23 protein-coding genes are annotated in these 20,111 nt (G+C 65.2%); 13 read left to right on the top strand and 10 right to left on the bottom strand.

Annotated features, from left to right (window positions below; translation table 11 throughout):
• Positions 1 to 10: 10 nt before the first annotated feature.
• From astD to IE187_RS05690, 8 genes are all read left to right on the top strand, one after another.
• A complete protein-coding gene (gene astD / locus IE187_RS05655) occupies positions 11 to 1,423 on the top strand; it encodes a succinylglutamate-semialdehyde dehydrogenase (RefSeq protein WP_133189799.1) in 1,413 nt (470 codons plus the stop codon).
• The gene (locus IE187_RS05660; protein ID WP_189675397.1) at positions 1,416 to 1,871 is read left to right on the top strand and encodes a GAF domain-containing protein; all 456 of its coding nucleotides are present in this window, start codon (positions 1,416 to 1,418) and stop codon (positions 1,869 to 1,871) included. Before astD ends, IE187_RS05660 begins: the two co-directional genes overlap by 8 nt.
• 74 nt (positions 1,872 to 1,945) lie before the next feature.
• Positions 1,946 to 2,107, top strand: coding sequence for a hypothetical protein (locus IE187_RS05665; RefSeq protein WP_189675398.1), 162 nt, complete (start codon positions 1,946 to 1,948; stop codon positions 2,105 to 2,107).
• A gap of 92 nt (positions 2,108 to 2,199) precedes the next feature.
• Positions 2,200 to 2,988 (top strand): uroporphyrinogen-III C-methyltransferase, encoded by a 789-nt coding sequence (cobA, locus tag IE187_RS05670; RefSeq protein ID WP_189675399.1) that lies wholly within the window; start codon positions 2,200 to 2,202, stop codon positions 2,986 to 2,988.
• Positions 2,985 to 3,281 (top strand): DUF2849 domain-containing protein, encoded by a 297-nt coding sequence (locus IE187_RS05675; protein WP_133189805.1) that lies wholly within the window; start codon positions 2,985 to 2,987, stop codon positions 3,279 to 3,281. The genes cobA and IE187_RS05675 overlap by 4 nt, the downstream gene beginning before the upstream one ends.
• 1 nt (position 3,282) lies before the next feature.
• The gene (locus tag IE187_RS05680) at positions 3,283 to 4,914 is read left to right on the top strand and encodes a nitrite/sulfite reductase (protein WP_189675400.1); all 1,632 of its coding nucleotides are present in this window, start codon (positions 3,283 to 3,285) and stop codon (positions 4,912 to 4,914) included.
• Complete coding sequence (locus IE187_RS05685) at positions 4,907 to 5,314, top strand: DUF934 domain-containing protein (protein WP_133189809.1); 408 nt, start codon at positions 4,907 to 4,909, stop codon at positions 5,312 to 5,314. The genes IE187_RS05680 and IE187_RS05685 overlap by 8 nt, the downstream gene beginning before the upstream one ends.
• Positions 5,307 to 6,062 carry a phosphoadenylyl-sulfate reductase gene (locus IE187_RS05690; protein WP_189675401.1) on the top strand — a complete coding sequence of 252 codons (756 nt, stop codon included), beginning with the start codon at positions 5,307 to 5,309 and terminating at the stop codon, positions 6,060 to 6,062. The genes IE187_RS05685 and IE187_RS05690 overlap by 8 nt, the downstream gene beginning before the upstream one ends.
• 225 nt (positions 6,063 to 6,287) lie before the next feature.
• Here IE187_RS05690 and IE187_RS05695 read toward each other — a convergent pair whose 3' ends face one another.
• Both IE187_RS05695 and IE187_RS05700 read right to left on the bottom strand, forming a co-directional pair.
• Positions 6,288 to 7,670: an RNB domain-containing ribonuclease gene (locus IE187_RS05695; protein ID WP_189675402.1), complete on the bottom strand. Its 1,383-nt coding sequence runs from the start codon at positions 7,668 to 7,670 to the stop codon at positions 6,288 to 6,290.
• 10 nt (positions 7,671 to 7,680) lie between these two features.
• Entirely contained in the window at positions 7,681 to 9,189 is a 1,509-nt protein-coding gene (locus tag IE187_RS05700; RefSeq protein ID WP_189675403.1) for a replicative DNA helicase, read from the bottom strand.
• A gap of 111 nt (positions 9,190 to 9,300) precedes the next feature.
• Here IE187_RS05700 and IE187_RS05705 point away from each other — a divergent pair, with 111 nt between their 5' ends.
• Genes IE187_RS05705 through IE187_RS05715 form a run of 3 tightly spaced genes read left to right on the top strand, consistent with a single transcriptional unit; the run spans position 9,301 to position 10,944 of the window.
• Positions 9,301 to 9,783: a UPF0262 family protein gene (locus IE187_RS05705; RefSeq protein ID WP_189675404.1), complete on the top strand. Its 483-nt coding sequence runs from the start codon at positions 9,301 to 9,303 to the stop codon at positions 9,781 to 9,783.
• A gap of 19 nt (positions 9,784 to 9,802) precedes the next feature.
• On the top strand, positions 9,803 to 10,492 hold the full coding sequence (locus IE187_RS05710; protein WP_189675405.1) for a glycoside hydrolase family 25 protein: 690 nt from the start codon (positions 9,803 to 9,805) through the stop codon (positions 10,490 to 10,492).
• The gene (locus tag IE187_RS05715; protein WP_416194461.1) at positions 10,489 to 10,944 is read left to right on the top strand and encodes a cytidine deaminase; all 456 of its coding nucleotides are present in this window, start codon (positions 10,489 to 10,491) and stop codon (positions 10,942 to 10,944) included. Before IE187_RS05710 ends, IE187_RS05715 begins: the two co-directional genes overlap by 4 nt.
• Before the next feature lie 120 nt (positions 10,945 to 11,064).
• Here IE187_RS05715 and IE187_RS05720 read toward each other — a convergent pair whose 3' ends face one another.
• Positions 11,065 to 11,736 carry a hypothetical protein gene (locus IE187_RS05720; RefSeq protein WP_189675406.1) on the bottom strand — a complete coding sequence of 224 codons (672 nt, stop codon included), beginning with the start codon at positions 11,734 to 11,736 and terminating at the stop codon, positions 11,065 to 11,067.
• A 118-nt stretch (positions 11,737 to 11,854) separates the two neighbouring features.
• Here IE187_RS05720 and dcd point away from each other — a divergent pair, with 118 nt between their 5' ends.
• Complete coding sequence (dcd, locus tag IE187_RS05725) at positions 11,855 to 12,409, top strand: dCTP deaminase (protein WP_189675407.1); 555 nt, start codon at positions 11,855 to 11,857, stop codon at positions 12,407 to 12,409.
• A 70-nt stretch (positions 12,410 to 12,479) separates the two neighbouring features.
• On the opposite strand, the gene IE187_RS05730 is transcribed toward dcd, so the two are convergent.
• The 7 genes from IE187_RS05730 to IE187_RS05760 form a co-directional block, all read right to left on the bottom strand.
• Positions 12,480 to 14,297 (bottom strand): TadE/TadG family type IV pilus assembly protein, encoded by a 1,818-nt coding sequence (locus IE187_RS05730; protein WP_189675408.1) that lies wholly within the window; start codon positions 14,295 to 14,297, stop codon positions 12,480 to 12,482.
• A 26-nt stretch (positions 14,298 to 14,323) separates the two neighbouring features.
• Entirely contained in the window at positions 14,324 to 15,019 is a 696-nt protein-coding gene (locus tag IE187_RS05735; protein ID WP_368855572.1) for a TadE/TadG family type IV pilus assembly protein, read from the bottom strand.
• The gene (locus IE187_RS05740; protein WP_189675410.1) at positions 14,992 to 15,660 is read right to left on the bottom strand and encodes a TadE/TadG family type IV pilus assembly protein; all 669 of its coding nucleotides are present in this window, start codon (positions 15,658 to 15,660) and stop codon (positions 14,992 to 14,994) included. The genes IE187_RS05735 and IE187_RS05740 overlap by 28 nt, the downstream gene beginning before the upstream one ends.
• Positions 15,661 to 16,445: 785 nt before the next feature.
• Positions 16,446 to 16,874 carry an ExbD/TolR family protein gene (locus IE187_RS05745; protein ID WP_133189829.1) on the bottom strand — a complete coding sequence of 143 codons (429 nt, stop codon included), beginning with the start codon at positions 16,872 to 16,874 and terminating at the stop codon, positions 16,446 to 16,448.
• Between the two features lie 54 nt (positions 16,875 to 16,928).
• On the bottom strand, positions 16,929 to 17,411 hold the full coding sequence (locus IE187_RS05750) for an ExbD/TolR family protein (RefSeq protein WP_165954502.1): 483 nt from the start codon (positions 17,409 to 17,411) through the stop codon (positions 16,929 to 16,931).
• A 92-nt stretch (positions 17,412 to 17,503) separates the two neighbouring features.
• Positions 17,504 to 18,292 (bottom strand): MotA/TolQ/ExbB proton channel family protein, encoded by a 789-nt coding sequence (locus IE187_RS05755; RefSeq protein WP_133189831.1) that lies wholly within the window; start codon positions 18,290 to 18,292, stop codon positions 17,504 to 17,506.
• A gap of 69 nt (positions 18,293 to 18,361) precedes the next feature.
• Positions 18,362 to 19,030: an energy transducer TonB gene (locus IE187_RS05760; RefSeq protein WP_189675411.1), complete on the bottom strand. Its 669-nt coding sequence runs from the start codon at positions 19,028 to 19,030 to the stop codon at positions 18,362 to 18,364.
• A gap of 221 nt (positions 19,031 to 19,251) precedes the next feature.
• Between IE187_RS05760 and IE187_RS05765 the strand changes: the two genes are divergently transcribed.
• A complete protein-coding gene (locus tag IE187_RS05765) occupies positions 19,252 to 20,103 on the top strand; it encodes a hypothetical protein (RefSeq protein WP_133189833.1) in 852 nt (283 codons plus the stop codon).
• Positions 20,104 to 20,111: the final 8 nt, after the last annotated feature.

A 20,111-nucleotide genomic window follows, 5' to 3' on the forward strand; every position in this document is an offset into this window, starting at 1 on the left:
GACCCAATAAATGTCGTCAGAACTCCTTTCCTACGAACCCGCCACCGGCGCCGAGCTCTGGCGCGGCGCGATCGGCGATGTCGATGCCGAAGTCGCCGCCGCGCGCGCCAGCTGGGCCGGCTGGGCGGCGCAACCGCTCGCCTATCGCGTCGAGGCGCTGCGCCGCGTCGCCAATGTCGTGCGCGCCCGTGCCGACGCCTTTGCCGACATCATCGCGCGCGAAACCGGCAAGCCGCTGTGGGAAGCGCATACCGAAGTCGATTCGGTCATCGCCAAGGTCGATATCTCAGTGACGGCTTATGCCGAACGCACCCCGCAGCGCCGGCTCGAGGCGCAGATGGGCAGCCGCATGGCGCTGCGCCACAAGCCGCACGGCGTGCTCGCGGTGCTCGGGCCGTACAATTTCCCGGCGCATCTGCCCAATGGGCACATCATCCCCGCGCTGCTCGCGGGCAATGCCGTGGTGTTCAAGCCGTCGGAAAAGACCCCCGCGACGGGCGAATTCCTCGTCGGCTGCTTCCATGCCGGCGGGATTCCCGAGGGCTGCCTGCGCCTGTTGATCGGCGGCGCGGCCGAGGGCAAGGCGCTCGCCGCGCATGACGGGATCGACGGGCTGCTGTTCACCGGATCGGCGCACACCGGCATCGCGCTCAACCGCGCGTTTGCGACACGCCCCGAGAAGATCCTCGCGCTCGAAATGGGCGGCAACAACCCAATCATCGTGTGGGATTCGCCCGATCTCCACGCCGCCGCGGTCGTCGTCGTCCAATCGGCGTTCACTTCGGCGGGCCAGCGCTGCACCGCCGCGCGCCGGCTGATCGTCGACCAGAAGCTCTACGATCCGCTGATGGCCGAGGTGACCAAACTGATGAAGCGGATCATCGTCGACGAGCCGCACGCCAATCCGGCGCCGTTCATGGGCCCGGTGATCGACAATGACAGCGCCGACCTGCTGTCCGAAAGCTTTCTCGAACTGATGATGCGCGGCGGTCGCCCGATCCAGCATCTCGAACGACCGATCGCCAACCGTCCCTTCCTGCGCCCCGCGCTGATCGACACGACCGAGATGAACGACCGGCCCGATATCGAGCTGTTCGGGCCGATCCTCCAGGTGATCCGCAAGACCAGTTTCGAAGATGCGATCACCGAGGCGAACAACACGCGCTATGGCCTGTCGGCGTCGCTGCTCAGCCAGGACCCGGCGCTGTACGACCAGTTCTGGGCGAATGCGCGCGCCGGGATCGTCAACTGGAACAAGCCGACCAACGGCGCCTCGTCCAAGGCGCCGTTTGGCGGCATCGGCTGGTCGGGCAACCACCGTCCGAGTGCCTATTATGCGGCGGACTATTGCGCCTACCCTGTGGTATCGAGCGAAGCCGATCAGGCGCGCGCGAGCATCGGGGTGGGGTTACGCGATGGGTGAAGACGCATTCCGCGTCGAACGGTTGCGGGCGGATCCCGCGGTCGCTGCGATGCTGGAGCGGATTTGCGACATCACCACGATGGGCTTCGCCGCCGTCGCGCGCGTCACCGATACTCAGTGGATCGCCTGCCAAGTCGTGGACAGGATCGAGTTCGGGCTCGAAGCGGGCGAGGAACTCGCGCTGAAGACCACGATCTGCGACGAGATCCGGGGAAGCGGGCGCGCCGTGATCATCGACACGGTGTCGGGCAATCCCGATTGGCGGACGCACCCGACGCCGATGCTCTCCGGGTTCGAGAGCTATATCTCGTTCCCGATTCGCCTGCCCGACGGCACATTCTTCGGGACGCTGTGCGCGATCGATCCGCAGCCCCGATCGATCGGCACTCCGGCCATAGCGGCGCTGTTCGAACGCTTCGCCGCGGAAATGGGGGCGTTGCTGGCCTGAGCGGCACCTTTGGTCGCAAAGCCGTGGAACCGTAGGCGTTCCAATGCTTTGGGCCTGGCGTGAAACACGACAAAGTGGCCGATGGCCCCACTCCCCGCGCGCGCAAACTGAAACTCGAGTCGGACAACTGCCTGGCCATCGCGATCCGCGAACGCGAGCCCGAAGTCGCCGCGATGCTGATCGACGAAGCCGCCAAACTCGCGCGGCGCGTCAAGGAGTTGCACGACAAAGCGTGATCCCCCAGCGGAGAGGTCGGCAAAAGTTTGGCTACCCCGCCCCCAAGCAAGCTTGAATTGAAGCGCGCGCTGGTCCAGCCCATCTGACAACGATGGCCATATTGCTCGATCCTACCGCGCGCGGGCGCGTTATCCTGGTTGGCGCCGGTCCCGGCGACCCCGGTCTGCTGACCGTCCGCGCGGTTGCGGCACTCGGCCAAGCCGATGTCGTGGTGCATGACGGGCTGATCGATCCGCGCGTGCTCGATCTCGCGCCTGCCAGCGCGCAGCGCATCTCGGTCGCCAAGCGGCGCGCGCGCCACACGCTGCCGCAAGAGGCGATCAACGCGCTCATCGTCGCGCAGGCGAAGGCCGGCGCGGTCGTCGTACGGCTGAAGGGCGGCGATTCGTTCATCTTCGGGCGCGGCGGCGAGGAAGTCGAAGCGGTGCGCGCCGCCGGCCTGCCGGTCGAGGTGATCCCCGGCGTCTCGGCCGCACTCGGCTGCGCGGCTGAGGCGATGCTGCCGCTCACCCATCGCAACCATGCAAGCGCGGTCAGCTTCGTCGCGGGCCAGTGCAAGGGGCTGTCCGACCAGGACTGGTCGGGATTGGCAGGCAAGGGCCGTACGCTCGTCATCTATATGGGCGTGGCCACTGCCGACGACATCGCCGACAAATTGATGCGCGATGGCGTTGCCCCCGAAATGCCCGTCGCGGTGCTCGAGCGCGGGACGCTCAGCGGCACGCGCGCGATCCGGACGTTGCTCGCCGATCTCGGCCAGATGGTCGCGCGCGAGACAGTGGCGAGCCCGGCGATCATCGTCGTCGGCGAAGTCGTCGAATTGTCCGACGCCGAGGATAAGCTCGGCGCCTGGGCCAAGATTGCGGAGTCCGTTGCGTGAGAGTGTTGACCGGGAATGATTTGCCGACAGGCGACGTGGTGTGGTGGACCGGCTCGGGCTGGTCGCGCCACATCGAGGATGCGTGCGACGTCGCCGACCAGGGCGAGAGCATCGCGCATGCCGAGCAGGGCGCGCGCCGCGTCAACGTCCCCTATGTGATCGACGCGACGCTCACCGCCGACGGCCCCCGCCCCGCGCACATCAAGGACCGCATCCGCGCGCTCGGTCCTACGGTGCGCGCCGATCTGACGTTGAAGCCGGCCGATCCGATGGCTGGAAGCTGGGTAATCTGAGATGTACAAATACGACCAATACGACCAGCAGATGGTCGACACCCGCGTCGAGGAATTCCGCGACCAGGTGAAGCGCCGCCTTGCGGGCCAGATCACCGAGGACCAGTTCAAGCCGCTGCGGCTGATGAACGGGCTCTATCTGCAGCTCCACGCCTATATGCTGCGCGTCGCGATCCCGTACGGCACGCTCGACAGCCGCCAGATGCACATGCTGGCCCATGTCGCGCGCAAATACGATCGCGGCTACGGCCATTTCACGACGCGGCAGAACCTCCAGTTCAACTGGATCAAGCTCGAGGACGCGCCCGACATCCTCGCCGAACTCGCGACGGTCGAGATGCACGCGATCCAGACGAGCGGCAATTGCATCCGCAATATCTCGTCGGACCAATATGCCGGCGCCGCCGCGGACGAAGTGACCGATCCGCGCGTGTGGGCCGAACTGCTGCGCCAGTGGAGCACCTTCCACCCCGAATTCACCTATCTGCCGCGCAAGTTCAAGATCGCGGTGATCGGCGCCGACGAGGATCGCGCGGCGATGCGGCTGCACGACATCGGCATCCAGATGGTTCGCCAGGGCGGCGAGCTCGGCGGCAAGATCTTCGTCGGTGGCGGCATGGGCCGTACGCCGATGATCAGCCACGAGATCCGCGATTTCGTCGGTAGCGACGATCTGCTGAGCTATCTCGAGGCGTGCCTGCGCGTCTACAATCGCTACGGTCGGCGCGACAATATCTACAAGGCGCGGATCAAGATCCTGCTCCACGAGATCGGCCCCGAAGACTATCGCCGCCAGGTCGAGGAGGAGTTCGTCGCGGTCAAGGCGCTCGGGCTCGATCCGCCCAAGGCCGAGTTCGACCGGATCACTGCGTTCTTCGCACCCCCCGCGTATGAAGCGGATGCAGCGGACGCGATCGACCGCAGCGACCCCGATTTCGCGGTCTGGGTCGACCAGAATACCGCCGCGCACAAGCAGCCGGGCTATGCGATCGTCACGATCAGCCTCAAGCCGACCGGCGGCATCCCCGGCGACGCGACCGCCGAGCAGATCGACCTGATGGCCGATCTCGCCGAGCGCTACAGCTTCGACGAACTGCGCGTGACACACGCGCAGAACATCGTCCTGCCGCACGTCCGCAAGGCCGATCTCTACACGATCTGGCAGCAGCTCGACGCGGCCGGCCTCGCACCCGCCAATCTCGACCTGATCAGCGACATCATCGCCTGCCCCGGCCTCGATTATTGCAGCCTCGCCAATGCGCGCTCGATCCCGCTCGCGCAGAAGATCACCGAGCGTTTCGCCGATCCGGCCCGCCAGCGCGACATCGGCGAGTTGAAGGTCAAGATCAGCGGCTGCATCAATGCCTGCGGGCATCACCATGCCGGGCACATCGGCATTCTCGGCGTCGACAAGAAGGGCGTCGAAAATTACCAGCTCTCGCTCGGCGGATCGGGCGCGGAGGACGTGAGCCTCGCCAAGATCACCGGCCCCGGCTTCGACGAGGACGGCGTGGTCGACGCCGTCGAAAAGGTCACCACCGTCTATCTGGCGCAGCGCGAGGGCGGCGAACGCTTCCTCGATACCTATCGCCGCATCGGCATGGAGCCGTTCAAGGAAGCGCTTTATGGTTGAGAACCAGCACGACGAACCCGCAGTGACGCTCGACGCGTTTCTCGACTCGCAGACCAACGCGACCGCGGTGCGGCTCGAGGCGGGCGATGACGCGCGCGCGCTGCTGCCGTATCTCGACCGGATCGCGCTGATCGAGGTGAGCTTCCCGAGCTTCCGCGATGGGAGGGGCTATTCGTCGGCGCGAATTTTGCGCGAGGCGGGTTATACCGGCGAATTGCGCGCGCAGGGCGATGTACTGGTCGACCAGATGCCGCTGATGCAACGCTGCGGCTTCGACAGCTTCGCGCCCGAATCGGAAATCGACCCGGCAACGCTCGAGGCTTCGCTGAAGCGCTACGAGAACGTCTATCAGAAGGCCGCCGACGGCCGCGTGCCGATCTGGGCGCGGCGGCATGGGTAACGCGCTGCGCAAGCTCGACCTGATCGACGTCGCGCCCTTCTCCCCCGCCGATGCCGCGGCGATGGAAGCGCGCTTCGCCGGCGTCGACACGCGCGACATGCTCGGCGAGTTGCTGACGGGTGAGCTCAAGGGGCGCGTCGCGGCGGTCTCGTCGTTCGGCGCGGAGAGCGCGGTCCTGCTCCACTTGATCTCGCAGGTCGACAAGGACATTCCGGTCATCTTCCTCAACACGCAGAAGATCTTCGGCGCGACGCTCGCGTACCGCGACGAACTGTCCGAGACGCTCGGTTTCACCGATCTGCGCGTGTTTCGTCCCGATCCGCGGCTGCTCGCGGCGAAGGATGCGACGGGCTTGCGCTGGAATTACGACCCCGACGGCTGCTGCGACCTGCGCAAGGTTGAGCCGCTGCGCCGGGCTTTGGCACCATTCGATGCTTGGATCTCGGGCCGCAAGGGCTTCCAGGCGGGCACGCGCCAGGCGATGCCGCGCTTCGAGGAGGATGAGGGCCGGTTGAAGCTCAATCCGCTCGCGGCATGGGACAAGGCCAAGCTCGACGCCTATTTCGAGGAGCACAAGCTCCCGCGCCACCCGCTCGAAGCCGAAGGCTATCCCTCGATCGGCTGTGCGCCGTGCACGAGCAAGGTGCTTCCCGGCGAAGACCCGCGCTCGGGCCGCTGGCGCGGGTGGGAGAAGGTCGAGTGCGGGATTCATGTGCCCGAGAAGCCGGGTGAGGAGCCGGTTTTTTAGGATTCACGCGAAGACGCGAAGGCGCGAAGAAGGGTTTGTTCGCGCAGAGGCGCGGAGGACGCAGAGAGGCAGCGCACTCGGCACGGGCATCTCGCCCTTCCGTAGCCCAAGTTTACGAAGGCCGCTCCGCGGCAAACGCACCGCCTCCGCGTCCTCCGCGCCTCTGCGCGAACGAATCTTCTGCCTTTTCTTCGTGCCTTCGCGCCTTCGCGTGAAAGATCTTCCTCAAGAAACCCGCTCGAAGTTCAAAGTCCGCGCCGTCGTGTCCGCCGCCACCAGCCGCACCGAGATCGTCTCACCCGGCTTGCCCTCGGTCTTGACGCTCGTCAGTACCGCAAGATCGCACAACTGAATCCGCGCGCCGTGCGCATCCGCATCGACGATCACCGCGGAGAAGATCTCGCCCTCGCGCCCCTGCAGCACCGCCGTCTCGGCCAGGTCGATCACCGCACGGTCGATCCGCCCGCCGATCGCATCGGCGCGCGCCATCACCGGCGGGAGCGTCTCGAACGCCTGCGTCACCACCTCGGGAACTGGCTGTCCGTTGGCGATCGCCAGCGCGGCGCGCACGACATAGCGATCCGCCAGCCGGCGCAGCGGCGCCGTCGCATGCGCATAGGTCGCCGCCATCGCCGCGTGCCACGGGACCACGCCGTCGCGGTACGGCGTATAGGTCGCCCCTCCCCCGCTGCGGCGCTCGGCAATCATGAAGGCGGCTTGCGCCGGTTCGGCGGCAGACAGCGTCGCGACGAACTGCGGAAGCGTCAGCGCGGCCGGCCACTCCAACCCAAGCCCCAGCGCGACATTGCGCAGCCGTTGCACTGCGCGATCGTCCGGCCCGGCCATCACGCGGAACAGCCCAGTATGGTGCGCCTGCAACAGCGCAGCGACCGCAAGGTTGGTCGCGAGCGACAGCGCGGCGTTGCGGTCCTCGGAAACCAACCGTGGTTCGAACGCCAGCCGATACCCGCCCTTCCCGTCAGCAATCACGTCCTGCTGTGGCGGATCGACGCGACTCGCGCCGCGCGCATCCTCGGCGGCGACGATGCGGTTGGCGAGTTCGGCGAAATCGGGCGGGAGATTGGCCTCGGTCACGCTGTCATAGGCAAGCTTCGCCCGACTGCGAATGATCGCCCGCTCGGCCCCGTCGAGCGTCGGAGTTCCATCGGGCGCAACGCGCACCGTAAACACCACCGCCGGCCGCGGCCCGCTCGGCAACAGGCTCGCCGCGCCCTCGGCGAGCACCGGCGGATAGAGCCCGGCCTTGCCGGCGGGGAGATACAGCGTCGTGCCGCGCTTCCACGCCTCGGCGTCGATCACCCCGCCATCGTCGACGAACCACGCGACGTCGGCGATCGCATAGTGGAGCAACAGGTCCGCCCCGCTCCGCTCGATCGCGAACGCCTGATCGAGATCGGTCGAACTCGCCGGGTCGAGCGTGACGAACGGCATGGCCGTCCGATCGACATGCGCGCTCGGCACGCGCTTGGCGGCTTCCTCGGCTGCCGCGAGCACCTGCGGCGGAAACGTCTCGGGCACGCCGAACTGCGTCCGGATCAGCGGCAGCCCAGCGGCCAGTACCGCGTTCGAATCGACGAGCGTCTTCAACCGCGCAGCCTCAATAGCCGCCGCCACCGCCGCCGACCACGACGTCGCTAAAGCGCGTGATGTGCGGCTCGAACTTGAGCATCACCTTGCCGGTCGAGCCGTGGCGCTGCTTGGCGATGATGAGTTCCGCCAGGCCATCGACGCGCGAGAGATGCTCGGACCATTGCGCATGCTTGTCCTGCACGCCCGCCGGGCTGTTCGCGCTCGGGATCTCGGGCTGCGCCATGTTGAGATAATAATCCTCGCGATAGACGAACATCACCATGTCGGCGTCCTGCTCGATCGAGCCCGATTCGCGCAGATCCGACAGCAGCGGGCGCTTGTCCTCGCGCTGCTCGACCGCGCGGCTGAGCTGCGAGAGCGCCATCACCGGCACGTTGAGATCCTTCGCGACGCCCTTGAGGCCACGGCTGATCTCCGAGATTTCCTGCACACGCCCGTCGCCCGAACTCTTCGCCGAGCCCGAGAGCAGCTGGAGGTAATCGACGATGATCAGCCCCAGCTGGTTGTTGTGCCGCCGCTGCAACCGCCGCGCCCGCGTGTGGAGCGAGGCGATCGACAGGTTGGCGGTATCGTCGATGAACAGCGGCAGATTCTCGAGCTCGGCCGCGGTCGTCGCGAGCGCCTGGAATTCATGCCGGCTGATCTTGCCCGAACGCAACACGTCCGAATTGATTCGCGCCTGCTCGGAGAGCACGCGCCCCGCCAACTGATCGGCCGACATTTCCAGGCTGAAGAACGCGACCTTCGCGCCGAGCGAGCGCTCGGGGTCGATCCCGTCGGCCATGTCGCGCATCCAGCGCCGCGCGGCGTTGAATGCGATGTTGGTGGCGAGCGAGGTCTTGCCCATGCCCGGACGCCCGGCGAGGATCATCAAGTCGGAGCGGTGCATGCCGCCGATCTTGGTGTTGATGCTCTCGATTCCCGTCGTGATGCCCGAGATATGCCCGCCCGAATTGAGCGCCACTTCGGCCATCTTGAGCGTCGTCTTGGCGGCCTGCAGGAAGCTCTTGGTCTGGCTCTCGGTCGCGCCGTCCGACGCGACCTTGTAGAGTTCCTCCTCGGCCGCTTCGATCTGCGCGCGCGGGTTGACCTCTTCCGACGTATCCATCGCGCGATCGACGAGGCCGCGGCCGACCGTCACCAGCGTACGCAGCATCGCGAGATCGTAGATCTGCTTGGCGAACTGCCGCGCGCCGATCAGCCCCGCGCCCGAGCCGGTGAGCTGCGCGAGATAGGCGGGGCCGCCCAGCTCGCGCATCCCCGCGTCCTGTTCGAACATCGGGCGCAGCGTGACGGGGCTCGCGAGCATGTCGTTGCCGCGCAGCGTCTTGATCGCGCTGAAGATGCGGCCGTGGAGCGGCTCGAAGAAATGGTCCGCGTCGAGCCGGTCGATCAGATCGTCGGCGAGGCGGTTGTCGATCATCATCGCGCCGAGCATCGCGGCTTCGGCTTCGACGTTCTGTGGTAGCGATACGGTTTCGGGAACGGGCGGTGTGGGGAGGAATGCTGTGGCCATGGCGCTCTCATCCCACTCGCCGCCTGCCCACTCAAGCGGATTGCGCTCACCCGGGTGTGAATCCCGTGGGCGGATGTTGTCCCCTGGCCCCGCCCCCGCTACGGCGTAATCATGGCCGATCCGCGCATCATTGCCGTGACCCTCGACGAACGCACGATCCTGTGGCGGTCGGCCGATATCGAGCAGGAACGCCGCATCGCGATCTTCGATCTGATCGAGGGCAATCATTTCGCGCCGCAAAGGGCGTATCCCGATGGCTATGCCGGCCCCTACCGGATCGCGCTCAGCGTCGAGGAAGGCCGGCTCGGCATCGCGATCCACCGCGCGGACGACCGCCATCTCGAGACCTATGTGCTCGGCATGGGGCGCTTCCGCCGCCCGATCAAAGACTATTTCGCGATCTGCGACAGCTATTACCAGGCGATCCGAAACGCGACACCGGCGCAGATCGAGACGGTGGACATGGCGCGGCGCGGCATCCACAACGAAGCTGCGGAGCTGCTGAAAGAGCGGCTGGAGGGCAAGATCGAGATCGACTTCGACACCGCCCGCCGGCTGTTCACGCTGATCTGCGTACTTCATATCAAGGGCTGACCGCCCGAACGGGACTATCGTGGTAAAATATCGCCTGTGGGGCATCCGGGTCGGGCTGTACGCCACGATCGCCGGCGTACTTGCCCTTGCTGCCATCATTCTCTGGGTGCTCGCGCTGAGCTGGCGGCCCACCGACCGCTTCGCGTTCCAGGGGCTCGACGTGTCCGCCGCCAATGGCGAGATCGACTGGTTTGCCGTCAAGCGCGGCGGCGCCGATTTCGCCTATGTCCGCGCAACCGCCGCCGATCAGCGCGACCCGCGCTTCGAGGCGAACTGGGCGGCGGTCGCCGAGACGGGAATGCGCCGCGGCGCGAGCCATGCCTATTCGCTGTGCCGCCTCGCCGCCGACCAGGCCAACGCCTTCAACACGATCGTCGCGCGCGACGATGGCGCGCTCCCCACCGCGCTCGAGCTCGATTTCAGCGACGACTGCACGGCGCGGCCGACCGCGCCGATCGTGCTCGACGAGCTTCGGCGCTTCATCACGATGGTCGAATCGCATACCGGCAAGCCGCTGCTGATCAAGGTCAGCAAGCGCTTCGATGCGGCATACGGCGTGACGCTGACGATTCCCCGCCCGGTCTGGGCGATGCAGGATTTCTTCCCGCCCGATTATCCGGCAAGGCGCTGGCGGATGTGGCAGGCAAGCGACATGCGGCGCATCGACGGGGTCGATGGGCCGGTCCATTGGGATGTAGTGGCACCATGACGATGCAAGAAACCTTGATCACCGCAGCGCGCGCCGCCGCGTTGAACGCACACGCCCCCTATTCGCGCTTCGCGGTCGGCGCGGCGGTGCTGCTCGCCGACGGGCGGATCGTCACCGGCGCGAATTTCGAGAATGCGAGCTATGGCCTGTCGCTCTGCGCCGAGACGGTCGCGCTCGCCACGGTCAACAGCGCGGGCGATTTCCGCGACGTGGTCGAGATCGGCGTGATCGGCGGCGCGATGGACGCCGACGGGCGCCCGACGGGAACCGCGCCGGTCGGCCCGTGCGGCCGCTGCCGCCAGGTGATCAACGAAGCCGCGCAGATCGGCGGGCGCGATATCGTCGTGTGGTGCGGCGCGGCCGAGGGCGACGCGGTCGAGCGCTATCTGCTGAGCGAATTGCTGCCGCATGCCTTCGGGCCGGCGGATCTGGGGTTGGGGCCGAAAGCGTAATCGCGAGGTTGCCGCTCCCCGGCGAAGGCCGGGCCCAGTCGCGAGCGTTCGGTAGTCGAACGCGACGCCACCCCTGCAACGCCCGCATCTGGGCCCCGGCCTTCGCCGGGGAGCGTCGCGTCAGTCCACCTTCGATGCCCCAGCGAACAGCGCATCGACCGACCCGCCATTCGCGCGCAACGCTGCCTCGACGCGCTTGCGCCCGTCATAATAGCGCAGCGCCGGAACGCTGCGATGCTCCGCCTTGAGCAACGCCGCATCTCGGTCCGACAGGCTCCCCCCGCCCGCCACCAGATCGCAATACCCCTCGCGCAGCCACGCCGCATAGACGACATCGGCGGCGACGCCGTAGCGCGTGCGGATCAGCCCGTGCGTGCGCTCGTGCGCGATCACGCCCGACAGGCTGCGCTGTCCCGCGATCGCCCCGCCGTTGAAAACCACGTCGCGCGCGGCATCGCTGCGGTTGACGACGATCGTCTCGCCAAACCCGCGCGAGAGCGCGAACGCACCCGACGCCTGAAAGGCAAGCGCCCGCCAGCGCCAGCCGCCCTCGGTCAGGAAGATGCGGCGACCATAGCCCGGCCCGAAGATCGCGCTCTTGCGCAGCAGTGCGTCGGATTGCGCCAGAAGCTGCGGCATCGTCGCCGGCAGCGCCCGTTCGGAATAGACGACGGTATCGCCGATGATCTGGCGATGCGGAAAGGCCAGCACCTCGGGCGCGAGCACCACGGTGCCCAGCCCGACCCCCGCCAGCACAAGCCCGCGATTGAAAAGCCTATGCCATCGTCGCATCGATCCATCTCCCCGTGCGTGTATTACTATGACAGCACACCAAGGTCCACGCAATAGCGCCTTGCCCGTCCCCGCATTTCCGGCGACAGGCTGGCGGCAACCAACAGGGAGCCTTCACATGTCGATCATGTCCGACCGCTGGATTCGCGAGCAGGCGCTAACCACCGGGATGATCGAGCCGTTCGTCGACGGCCAGAAGCGCGACGGCTGCATCAGCTACGGCCTGTCGTCCTACGGCTATGACGCGCGCGTGTCCGACGAGTTCAAGGTCTTCACCAACATCGACAGCGTGATCGTCGACCCCAAGGACTTCGCCGCCAACAGCTTCGTCGACCGCAAGACCGATTGCTGCATCATCCCGCCCAACAGCTTCGCGCTGGCGCGCACGGTCGAGTATTTCCGCGTTCCGCGCGACGTGCTGGTGATCTGTCTCGGCAAGTCGACCTATGCGCGCTGCGGGATCATCGTCAACGTAACGCCGCTCGAGCCCGGCTGGGAGGGGCACGTAACGCTCGAATTCTCGAACACCACCCCCCTGCCCGCGAAGATCTACGCCAACGAAGGCGCGTGCCAGTTCCTCTTCCTCGAAGGCAACGAGCCGTGCGAGACGAGCTATGCCGACCGGGCGGGCAAATATATGGGGCAGCGCGGGGTCACGCTGCCGCGGTTGTAAGCGCGCCGCCGCCGACGCGTGCCGCACGACGCTGGCGCGCGCGTTGGCAACGGTCGATCGCGTTGCGCGATCACTGGACGAGGCGCGAAGTCTGGAGCGCAGTGGAGAACAGCTGCTGGAGTGCGGTGATGATGCTGTCGTTGGCGGTCACCGTCTGCACAAGCGCGGCCCCGTTGGTCCCGGGCGAGGCGCACTGCTGCAACGCGGTCAACACCTTGTCCGAGGTTCCCGCACTGCTGCCCGAATACGGCGCGGGAGGGGGTGGCAGGAATGGCGCGACGTTGGTTTGCGACCAAGCATCATTGGCCAGCGCCTCGGGCAGATACTGGGTGTAGAGGATTGCGATCTTGATCCCCTTTGCCTTGATCGCCGTGCAGATCGTCTGATCACTGCTCCGCAGCGGCCCGAAATAGCGGCTGGGCTGGTCCACCATGCCATCGGTCACGAGGAACAGGATCTTCTGTGGAGTGACCCCGGGCGCGCCTGAACCAGCCGTCGGGATGAGGCCGTTCATCGTCGTCAGCATATTGGATATTTCGGTGGCTTGATCGTTGGTGTTCGTCGTGCTGGTCGGTTGGCTGTTCTGCCACCATAAATCATCGTTCGGAAACAACGAGGCTGCCGAGAAATTGCTGCCATACGATGCGACATTGGTGAGCGTATTCAGCGTTTTGACGGGAGAGGTGTTCCCCGACCGCGTCCAGTCGAACGAGAACATCTGCGCCTGATAGGTGACTTTGAACTGCTGGGCCTGATTTGCAGCGAAGGGGATCAATTGGCTGGCCGCGGAGACCACGTCATCCTTGCGCAACGTGATGCTGGCGGGACTCCCATAGAGGAGCCCGTAATTGTGCGTCAGCCAATAGCCGTCCGCCCAATAGCCGGTGTCATAGGTAGACGACGAACTCGATGTGCTCCCGGTCGTGCTGGTCGTGGTTGAAGTACCGAATGGCGGCGTGATTTTGACGACCGTCGTCGGGGTGGAAGCTGTCGTCTTGGTGATCGTAACCGGCCCGCTGTTACTATCGGTGATGGAGTAGGTAACCACGGTTGCGGTCGTCACAGTGGTCGTCGTTGTCGTTGGGTTTAACCACGTCCCACCCGTCGTGCTGGGACCAGAAACCGATGACGATGACGCAGGATTTAGCGGTTTTTGCGAACTATCGAAGAGAAGCTTGGTCGTTGGATTATAGAGATAGTATACGTTCTGGTTGGATGCACCGGCGGTATAATAGCTAGACGACAATAATACCTGCAGCCCGGCGCTGTTCGTGACATTGATCGAATCATTGTGCGGCAACGACTCATGGCAGGAAAAGGCGCAGCCGGTAACCTTCTGGATCTTGCTGATCCCGTCCGACGTCGCAGGCAGAAGCATCGATGGGGAATTGTCCATCGCCAGGTAGAAATCGACATTGGGCGGCTGCGCTGCATTGGCCGTCGCGGTGCCACGCACCGTCAGCGTCGTCGCGCCGAGAATGCCGCCAAAGATGTTGATCGATTGTGCGGTGTAGGAGACGGTTGCCGTGCGGAGCGCCGCCAGTGTCTGGCCGCTGCCCGATGCGCTGGCCGTTATGGTGACGGTCCGTTGTATCCCCTGATAGCCGCCGATCGCCAAGGCTTGGGCGTCGAACATGGCATAGGCTGCATCGGACGGATCAGTTCCCGTCCGCAGGATCATCGCGGGCGAAACCGCCGCCAGCGCCGCGGCATCGGCTGCGGAGTTCAAATGCGTCTGGAGCCGCATGGCGCGCGCATAGTCGATGCCGAAACCCGTCGCGAAGGTCAGCGGAATGATCGCAAACCCCATGATCATGAGAACGCCACCCCTTCGGTCGGCGTTCAGCCGACGAAAAAGCCTCACCACGGCGACCCAGGGCTGAAACATGCGAGCGCTCTTCATCATCCGAACACCTAGTAAAGACGAGGGGACATGTAGATGGTGTCGGTCAGCATCATCGTCGGCAAGGACAAGACGCTGACGCCTGGCGTATAGCGGTAGTTGACGGTCCCGACGAACAGCCAGCCACCCGCGGTACCGACTTGGGTCTTGGTGCTGGTGCCCGGCGCGAAGTTCGTGCACACGTTCGAGCCGTCCGGCGAAACGGGAACCATCGGGGCCGTGACCATCGAACTCGGGATCGAAATCACGTTCGCGGCAGACTGTGTCTGGTTCGCGGGGAGCGTCCCGGCGGTGTGCGTCGACGTCACCGCCGACACGGCACTGCCATCGACGGTCTGCGTTTGAGCCTGGGTCCAAACGACATAGGCGTGCGTCGCGTCGCAGATTCGCAGGAGCGAGATTTGCTCGGTTGCATTGTTGAGCGCGTACGGCGCCAGGGCAACCGCGCTCGCGCTGAGGTACGACGTCGCGCTCGCGTCTTGCGGCTTGTTGTAGATGATCGCTGGCGACATGGTTCGGCTGACCAGGTCGACCAGCGAACGCGTCGCCGTGGTAACCTTGCGCGTCGACGAGATCATATCCATCGTGGCGTACCCGCCGAGATACAAAACGATGAGCACGGGCAGGCACATTGCAAACTCGACGAGGGCGACCCCGCGCGTGCTATCGACCAGGCGCCTCAGCACGAGGTCTGCCCGGAATTGCACGAATAGGCCTCGGTCGTTGATACCGACGTCGCCACGAGCATGCGATTGCCGTTGGGCTGGTTCGTGAGGTTCAAACCCAAGGGGCCGACGCCCGTCGGCCACAGATAGATGAGTTGCAGGACAACGATCTGGCTTTGCCCGTTGCCGTTGGACTGGGTGTTATAGCCGGTATTCGTCGACGTTATGACGCCTTGGCTGTTGTAGGTGAACGTCGGAGCCGTCGTGCTCGCGACATTGTACGTGTTTGCGGTGCTGACGTTCACCGTGAGCCGACTGCACGACAGCATTGGTGGCAGCAACGGCGCAATGGTGACGGCAGCGCCGCTGGAATTGGTGCCGGTGGTCCCGTTGCAGATCGCATTCTTCAAGTCGCTCGCGGACATTCCGACGGTGCCGTTGGCCAGCCGGATCGTTTGCGCGGATCCTGTCAGCAACAAGCGCGCCGACGCCAGGGCCGCCGTCTCGAGCATCTGCTGCGCCAGGAAGATTAATGCAGTATAGAGGATCGCGAGCACAAGGCCGATGAAAGCCGGCCCGACAATCGCGAATTCGACCGCGGCAGTCCCATCGCACCGTTTCGCAATAGTCCCGACGCGCGAGAGACTGCATGATGCCCGGTTAATTGCGCGCAATAGCTTCACCGATGGTCCCCTTGCGGTATCGATAAGTCTCTTCTGCTTCAGATTTCGTTAATGCTCCTGGAAAAACAGTATTAAATGGGACGGATCAGCCAATCCTCATGAGGTTTCGCCTGATCGGATCGACCTCAAACATAAATCAAGTTTCATTTTTGCGACGTCGGCGCCCGCAAGCTGCTTCGGCGCAAGCATAGCCGGGCGGCCCCGCACTTCGTTCGGAATAGCATGGTGCAAGCGGCCATTGGCCACCATCCACGAACGGGCGCTTTTTTGGGGGGGGTGCAAAGCGTACGCCACGGACGGGCGGTCGAACGCGAAATTGGCGCTATCCTACATCGATCGGGTCGCGATATTTTCGGGCTGGTCTTTCCTATCGGCGACTCCGCAGGCCCCGCAGCGGCGCCAGCATCGGACGCGCAGCAGCGTGTCGCGCCGCTGGTGACACCTCTGGATCAGGCAAGATTTGGTAACGCTCGGCTTTGTAAAACAGGCGTCTGGGGGGGGGCCATCGAGCCAAGCGCCCGGAGCGCGACAGGTGCGATTGGCCGGCTATTCGCGCCGCTGGCCAGCACTCCTGAGGCTCACCCTCACGGCTTGTGGCGATGGCGACTTGGGGGGGGCGGTCACCGCCGAGCGCGGACCGCCCGATCGCCCGCGGATATCCGCCCGGTCGTTGCAGCGGGAATGCGGAGCCCCGGCGGCACGCCCCCGCCTGTCGCGGCGCCACCGCCAAAAAAAAGGCGGCCCCGAAGGACCGCCCTGATTGTGCGTCGATGGTCGCAAACGCCTTAGAAGTCGTTGCGATACTGCTCGTTGCCGATGAAGCCGAGCTTCGAGACGTTCGACCGCTTGATGATCGCGAGGATCTGGTCGACCTTCTCGTACTTTGCCGCCGGGTCGGGCTGGAAGTGCAGCTCGGGCTCGGGGTTCAGCTGCGTCGTCTGCGTCAGATACTGCTGCAGCGTTGCCGGGTCGGTCGCCGCGCCGTTCCACAGCACGACGCCGTCGGGCTGGATCACGATCTTGTTCTTTTGCGGGTCGATCAAGGGCTTGGTCTGGTTCGGGTCGTTGATCGGAAGATCGACCTTCACCGCGTGCGTCTGGATCGGGATGGTGATGATGAACATGATGAGGAGCACGAGCATGACGTCGATCAACGGCGTCGTGTTCATGTCCATCATCGGCTGGTCGTCAGCACGCCCTGCGCTAATTGCCATGTCAAATACTCCCTGCGGCGAGGCCGCAAATCAAATGCGCTGCTGCAGCAGCGATCACGAAGACGGACCGCCCGTGGGAGGGGGTTCCGAAATGAAGCCAACCTTGGCGAAGCCTGCCGACTGCATCGTGTAGATTGCACCGCCAATGCAGCGATACGGAGTCTCGACGTCGCCGCGGATATGCGCCTCGGGAAGGTCGTCGGTCGTCAAGTTCGCGGCGCCGCCGGCCTTGTCGACGATTTCCTTGAGCTTGTCGGTCGCACGCTTGAGCAGTTCCTCATGCGTCACCGGCGTCTGGCCCCAGAACACCGCGCAGCTGCCGTCTGGCTTGCGCGTGATCGAGAGCGACACGTTCTCGGGCTTGGTCACGGTCGGATCGTAGCGCACGTCCGGGAGCTTCAGCTTGACGGTCTGCACGATCGCCGGGATCGTGATGAGGAAGATGATGAGCAACACCAGCATGACGTCGACGAGCGGCGTCGTATTGATGTCGGACATCGGGGCGTCATCGCCGCCGCCACCTGTACTAATCGCCATGAAAGGCCATCCTATTCGTATCGGTCAGGCCGCCCGACATACCGGGCGGCGAAGGAAGCGGGGCCGCCGAGCGGCGGCCCCGTTCGGTAGTCTTAGACGCGGGTCTGCACGCCGCCGGCCTGGCCAGCCGTCGTGGTCGTCACAGCGGGCTTCGCTGCAGCAACCGGAGCCTTCTTGCCCGGTGCATGCGGACGAACCGCACCGTTCGATGCAAGGTAGCCGAGCACGTCGTTCGAGAAGGCCGAGAGGTGCTCGGCGATCGCCTTGTTGCGACGCTGCAGCCAGTTGAAGGCGAGCACGGCCGGAACCGCGACGACCAGACCGAAGGCGGTCATGATCAGCGACTCACCGACCGGGCCTGCGACCTTGTCGATCGATGCCTGGCCAGCCTGGCCGATGCCGATCAGTGCGCGGTAAATACCAAGAACCGTACCGAACAGACCGACGAACGGTGCGGTTGCGCCGACCGTTGCGAGGAAGGCGAGACCGCCACCGAGCTGCGAGTTGATGATCGCTTCCGAGCGAGCGAGCGAGCCGTGCAGCCAGTCATGCGCTTCGACCGGATCGGTCAGACGCGAATGCTGCTCCTGGGCTTCGATGCCGTCGTCGACGATCTGCTTGTAGGCCGAGTTCTTCTCGAGCTTGGCAGCGCCTTCGCGCAGCGAGTTCGACGCCCAGAAGGTCGCACGGACGCGACGGCCCTGGTTGATGATCTTCTGCTGCTCGAAGATCTTGGTGAACAAGATGTAGAGCGTGAAGAACAGGAAGATCGTGAGGATGCCAGCGGTCGTCCAGGTGACGGGGCCGCCCTGCTTCATCGCGTTCATGAAGCCGAAATTGTCTGCGGCGTTGGCACCGGCAGCGAGGATGATGGTGGACATTAGGGGGACTTCCTTCTCGACAAGATGACCGTGGGGCCCCTTCCCGGGCCCGCACAGCTAGGATTGGTTTTATTCTGGCAAGCGCCACACGACGTTGCGCGACGACGCGGAACGGATGGGGTTGCCGCTCTGGTCCATCGCCGGCGAATACCGCCCGCGACGCGTGATGTTCGAGCAGGCCGCGCGATCGAGCGACGAGTTGCCGCTGGATGCGACGACGACGCAGTTCTCAACACGACCAGCGGTATTGATTTCCCACTTGATCTTGCTGGTACCCTGCGCCTCTGCGCTCAGCGCGTCGGAAGGATAATCGTCGGTGGTCACCCACTGCGACGGATCGCCCTTGGGGCCCGCGGCCTTGCTGACCACGGGTGCGGGGGGTGCCGCGACCGGGACAGGAGCAGGCGCTGCGGCGCGAACCGTGATCGGCGCAGCCGGCGGCGGCGTGACGACCGTAGCGATCGGCGGCGGCGGCGACTGGACGCGCACGATCGGCGGCGGCGACACGACCGGTGGGGTCTGCAGCTGCGGCTGTTCGGGCGGCGGGGGGGGCGGCTTGTCTGGTGGAGGGGGCGGCGGTTCGACGACGTCGAAGGTGTTAAGCTTCTCGGTCACCTTTTTGATGTACTTGAAGGTCAGCCCGTTCACGAAACCCCACGCGAACAGCGCGACAATGACCGAAACGATCACGATCGACACCACTTTGCTGCCACTCGTATTGCGATCAGCGTATGCCATTCAGAAACGAAACTCCTCTATTCCGGCACGACGGTCCAAGCCGATCCGTAACGTCCGCTCGTTATCCGGCCTGTCATGGGCTAGTGTATCCTGGACAGACTACAACCTCTATCGTGCCAAAAACCACGACGCAAACGCTTTGTCTCACGCAACAAACGTACAACCTCACCGTGGCAGAATTATTTCTGTTTAAAAATGTCGTGACCAGCTAATCCAGCAGCATGCCGATACCGCTTAAATTCGCTCTCGCAGCCGCCCTGCTCGGCCTGCCCGCAACCCTCGCCGCAGGGCAGCAAACCCGTGCAAATCCGACAGATGTCGCGATTCCGGCGTTATACTATGCCGACTATGCCGACCTCGTCGTCGCGGCGCCGGTGATCGTCGATGCGACGATCCGCAGCCAGCTTCGGCTTAAGCCTGCCGATGCGCCGGACCTCCCACCGAATATCGTGCGACTGTACGTCGAGGCCGACGTCACCGCGCTGATTCGCGGCACCACCGCCGTTCCGCCGCGGCTCGGCTACACGCTCGACGTCCCGCTCGATGCCCATGGGCGAGTCCCGCGCTATCGCAAGGCGCGGGTGCTGTTGTTCGCGCGCAGTGTCGCAAGCAACGCTGGCCAGGTCCAGCTCGTCCGGCCCGACGGGCAGCGCAGCTGGACCCCGACGGGCGACGGGCTCACCCGCCGAATCGTCCGCGAAGTGCTCGCCCCCGACGCGCCGCCAACGGTGACCGGCATCGGCAATGCCGTCCATACGCGCGGCGATCTGCCCGGCTCGGGCCAGACGCAGATCTTCCTTACGACCAGCGACAGCCGTCCGATCTCGTTCGATATCGAGCGCAAACCCGATCAGCCGCCGCATTGGGTGATCGCGCTCAGCGAAGTGGTCGACCAATCTGCCCCACCACCGGCGCGCGATACGCTCTTGTGGTACCGCCTCGCCTGCACCCTGCCCGCCACGCTGCCCGACACCTCGGTCCCGCAAAGCGGCGACGATGCGACGATCGCGCGCGAAGATTATGCGCTGGTCGTCCGCGAGCTCGGCGCGTGCGAGCGCGGGGGGCGACGCTAGAAACCCCC

Source organism: Sphingomonas glacialis (assembly GCF_014653575.1).
GTDB lineage: Bacteria > Pseudomonadota > Alphaproteobacteria > Sphingomonadales > Sphingomonadaceae > Sphingomonas > Sphingomonas glacialis.

What these genes read in the sequence shown, in the direction of transcription:
- astD (WP_133189799.1), top strand. Translation starts at nt 11, where the DNA reads ATGTCGTCAGAACTCCTTTCCTACGAACCCGCCACCGGCGCCGAGCTC.
- IE187_RS05660 (WP_189675397.1), top strand. Translation starts at nt 1,416, where the DNA reads ATGGGTGAAGACGCATTCCGCGTCGAACGGTTGCGGGCGGATCCCGCG.
- cobA (WP_189675399.1), top strand. Translation starts at nt 2,200, where the DNA reads ATGGCCATATTGCTCGATCCTACCGCGCGCGGGCGCGTTATCCTGGTT.
- IE187_RS05680 (WP_189675400.1), top strand. Translation starts at nt 3,283, where the DNA reads ATGTACAAATACGACCAATACGACCAGCAGATGGTCGACACCCGCGTC.
- IE187_RS05685 (WP_133189809.1), top strand. Translation starts at nt 4,907, where the DNA reads ATGGTTGAGAACCAGCACGACGAACCCGCAGTGACGCTCGACGCGTTT.
- IE187_RS05690 (WP_189675401.1), top strand. Translation starts at nt 5,307, where the DNA reads ATGGGTAACGCGCTGCGCAAGCTCGACCTGATCGACGTCGCGCCCTTC.
- IE187_RS05700 (WP_189675403.1), bottom strand. Translation starts at nt 9,189, where the DNA reads ATGGCCACAGCATTCCTCCCCACACCGCCCGTTCCCGAAACCGTATCG.
- IE187_RS05705 (WP_189675404.1), top strand. Translation starts at nt 9,301, where the DNA reads ATGGCCGATCCGCGCATCATTGCCGTGACCCTCGACGAACGCACGATC.
- IE187_RS05715 (WP_416194461.1), top strand. Translation starts at nt 10,489, where the DNA reads ATGACGATGCAAGAAACCTTGATCACCGCAGCGCGCGCCGCCGCGTTG.
- IE187_RS05720 (WP_189675406.1), bottom strand. Translation starts at nt 11,736, where the DNA reads ATGCGACGATGGCATAGGCTTTTCAATCGCGGGCTTGTGCTGGCGGGG.
- dcd (WP_189675407.1), top strand. Translation starts at nt 11,855, where the DNA reads ATGTCGATCATGTCCGACCGCTGGATTCGCGAGCAGGCGCTAACCACC.
- IE187_RS05730 (WP_189675408.1), bottom strand. Translation starts at nt 14,297, where the DNA reads ATGTTTCAGCCCTGGGTCGCCGTGGTGAGGCTTTTTCGTCGGCTGAAC.
- IE187_RS05745 (WP_133189829.1), bottom strand. Translation starts at nt 16,874, where the DNA reads ATGGCAATTAGCGCAGGGCGTGCTGACGACCAGCCGATGATGGACATG.
- IE187_RS05750 (WP_165954502.1), bottom strand. Translation starts at nt 17,411, where the DNA reads ATGGCGATTAGTACAGGTGGCGGCGGCGATGACGCCCCGATGTCCGAC.
- IE187_RS05755 (WP_133189831.1), bottom strand. Translation starts at nt 18,292, where the DNA reads ATGTCCACCATCATCCTCGCTGCCGGTGCCAACGCCGCAGACAATTTC.
- IE187_RS05760 (WP_189675411.1), bottom strand. Translation starts at nt 19,030, where the DNA reads ATGGCATACGCTGATCGCAATACGAGTGGCAGCAAAGTGGTGTCGATC.
- IE187_RS05765 (WP_133189833.1), top strand. Translation starts at nt 19,252, where the DNA reads ATGCCGATACCGCTTAAATTCGCTCTCGCAGCCGCCCTGCTCGGCCTG.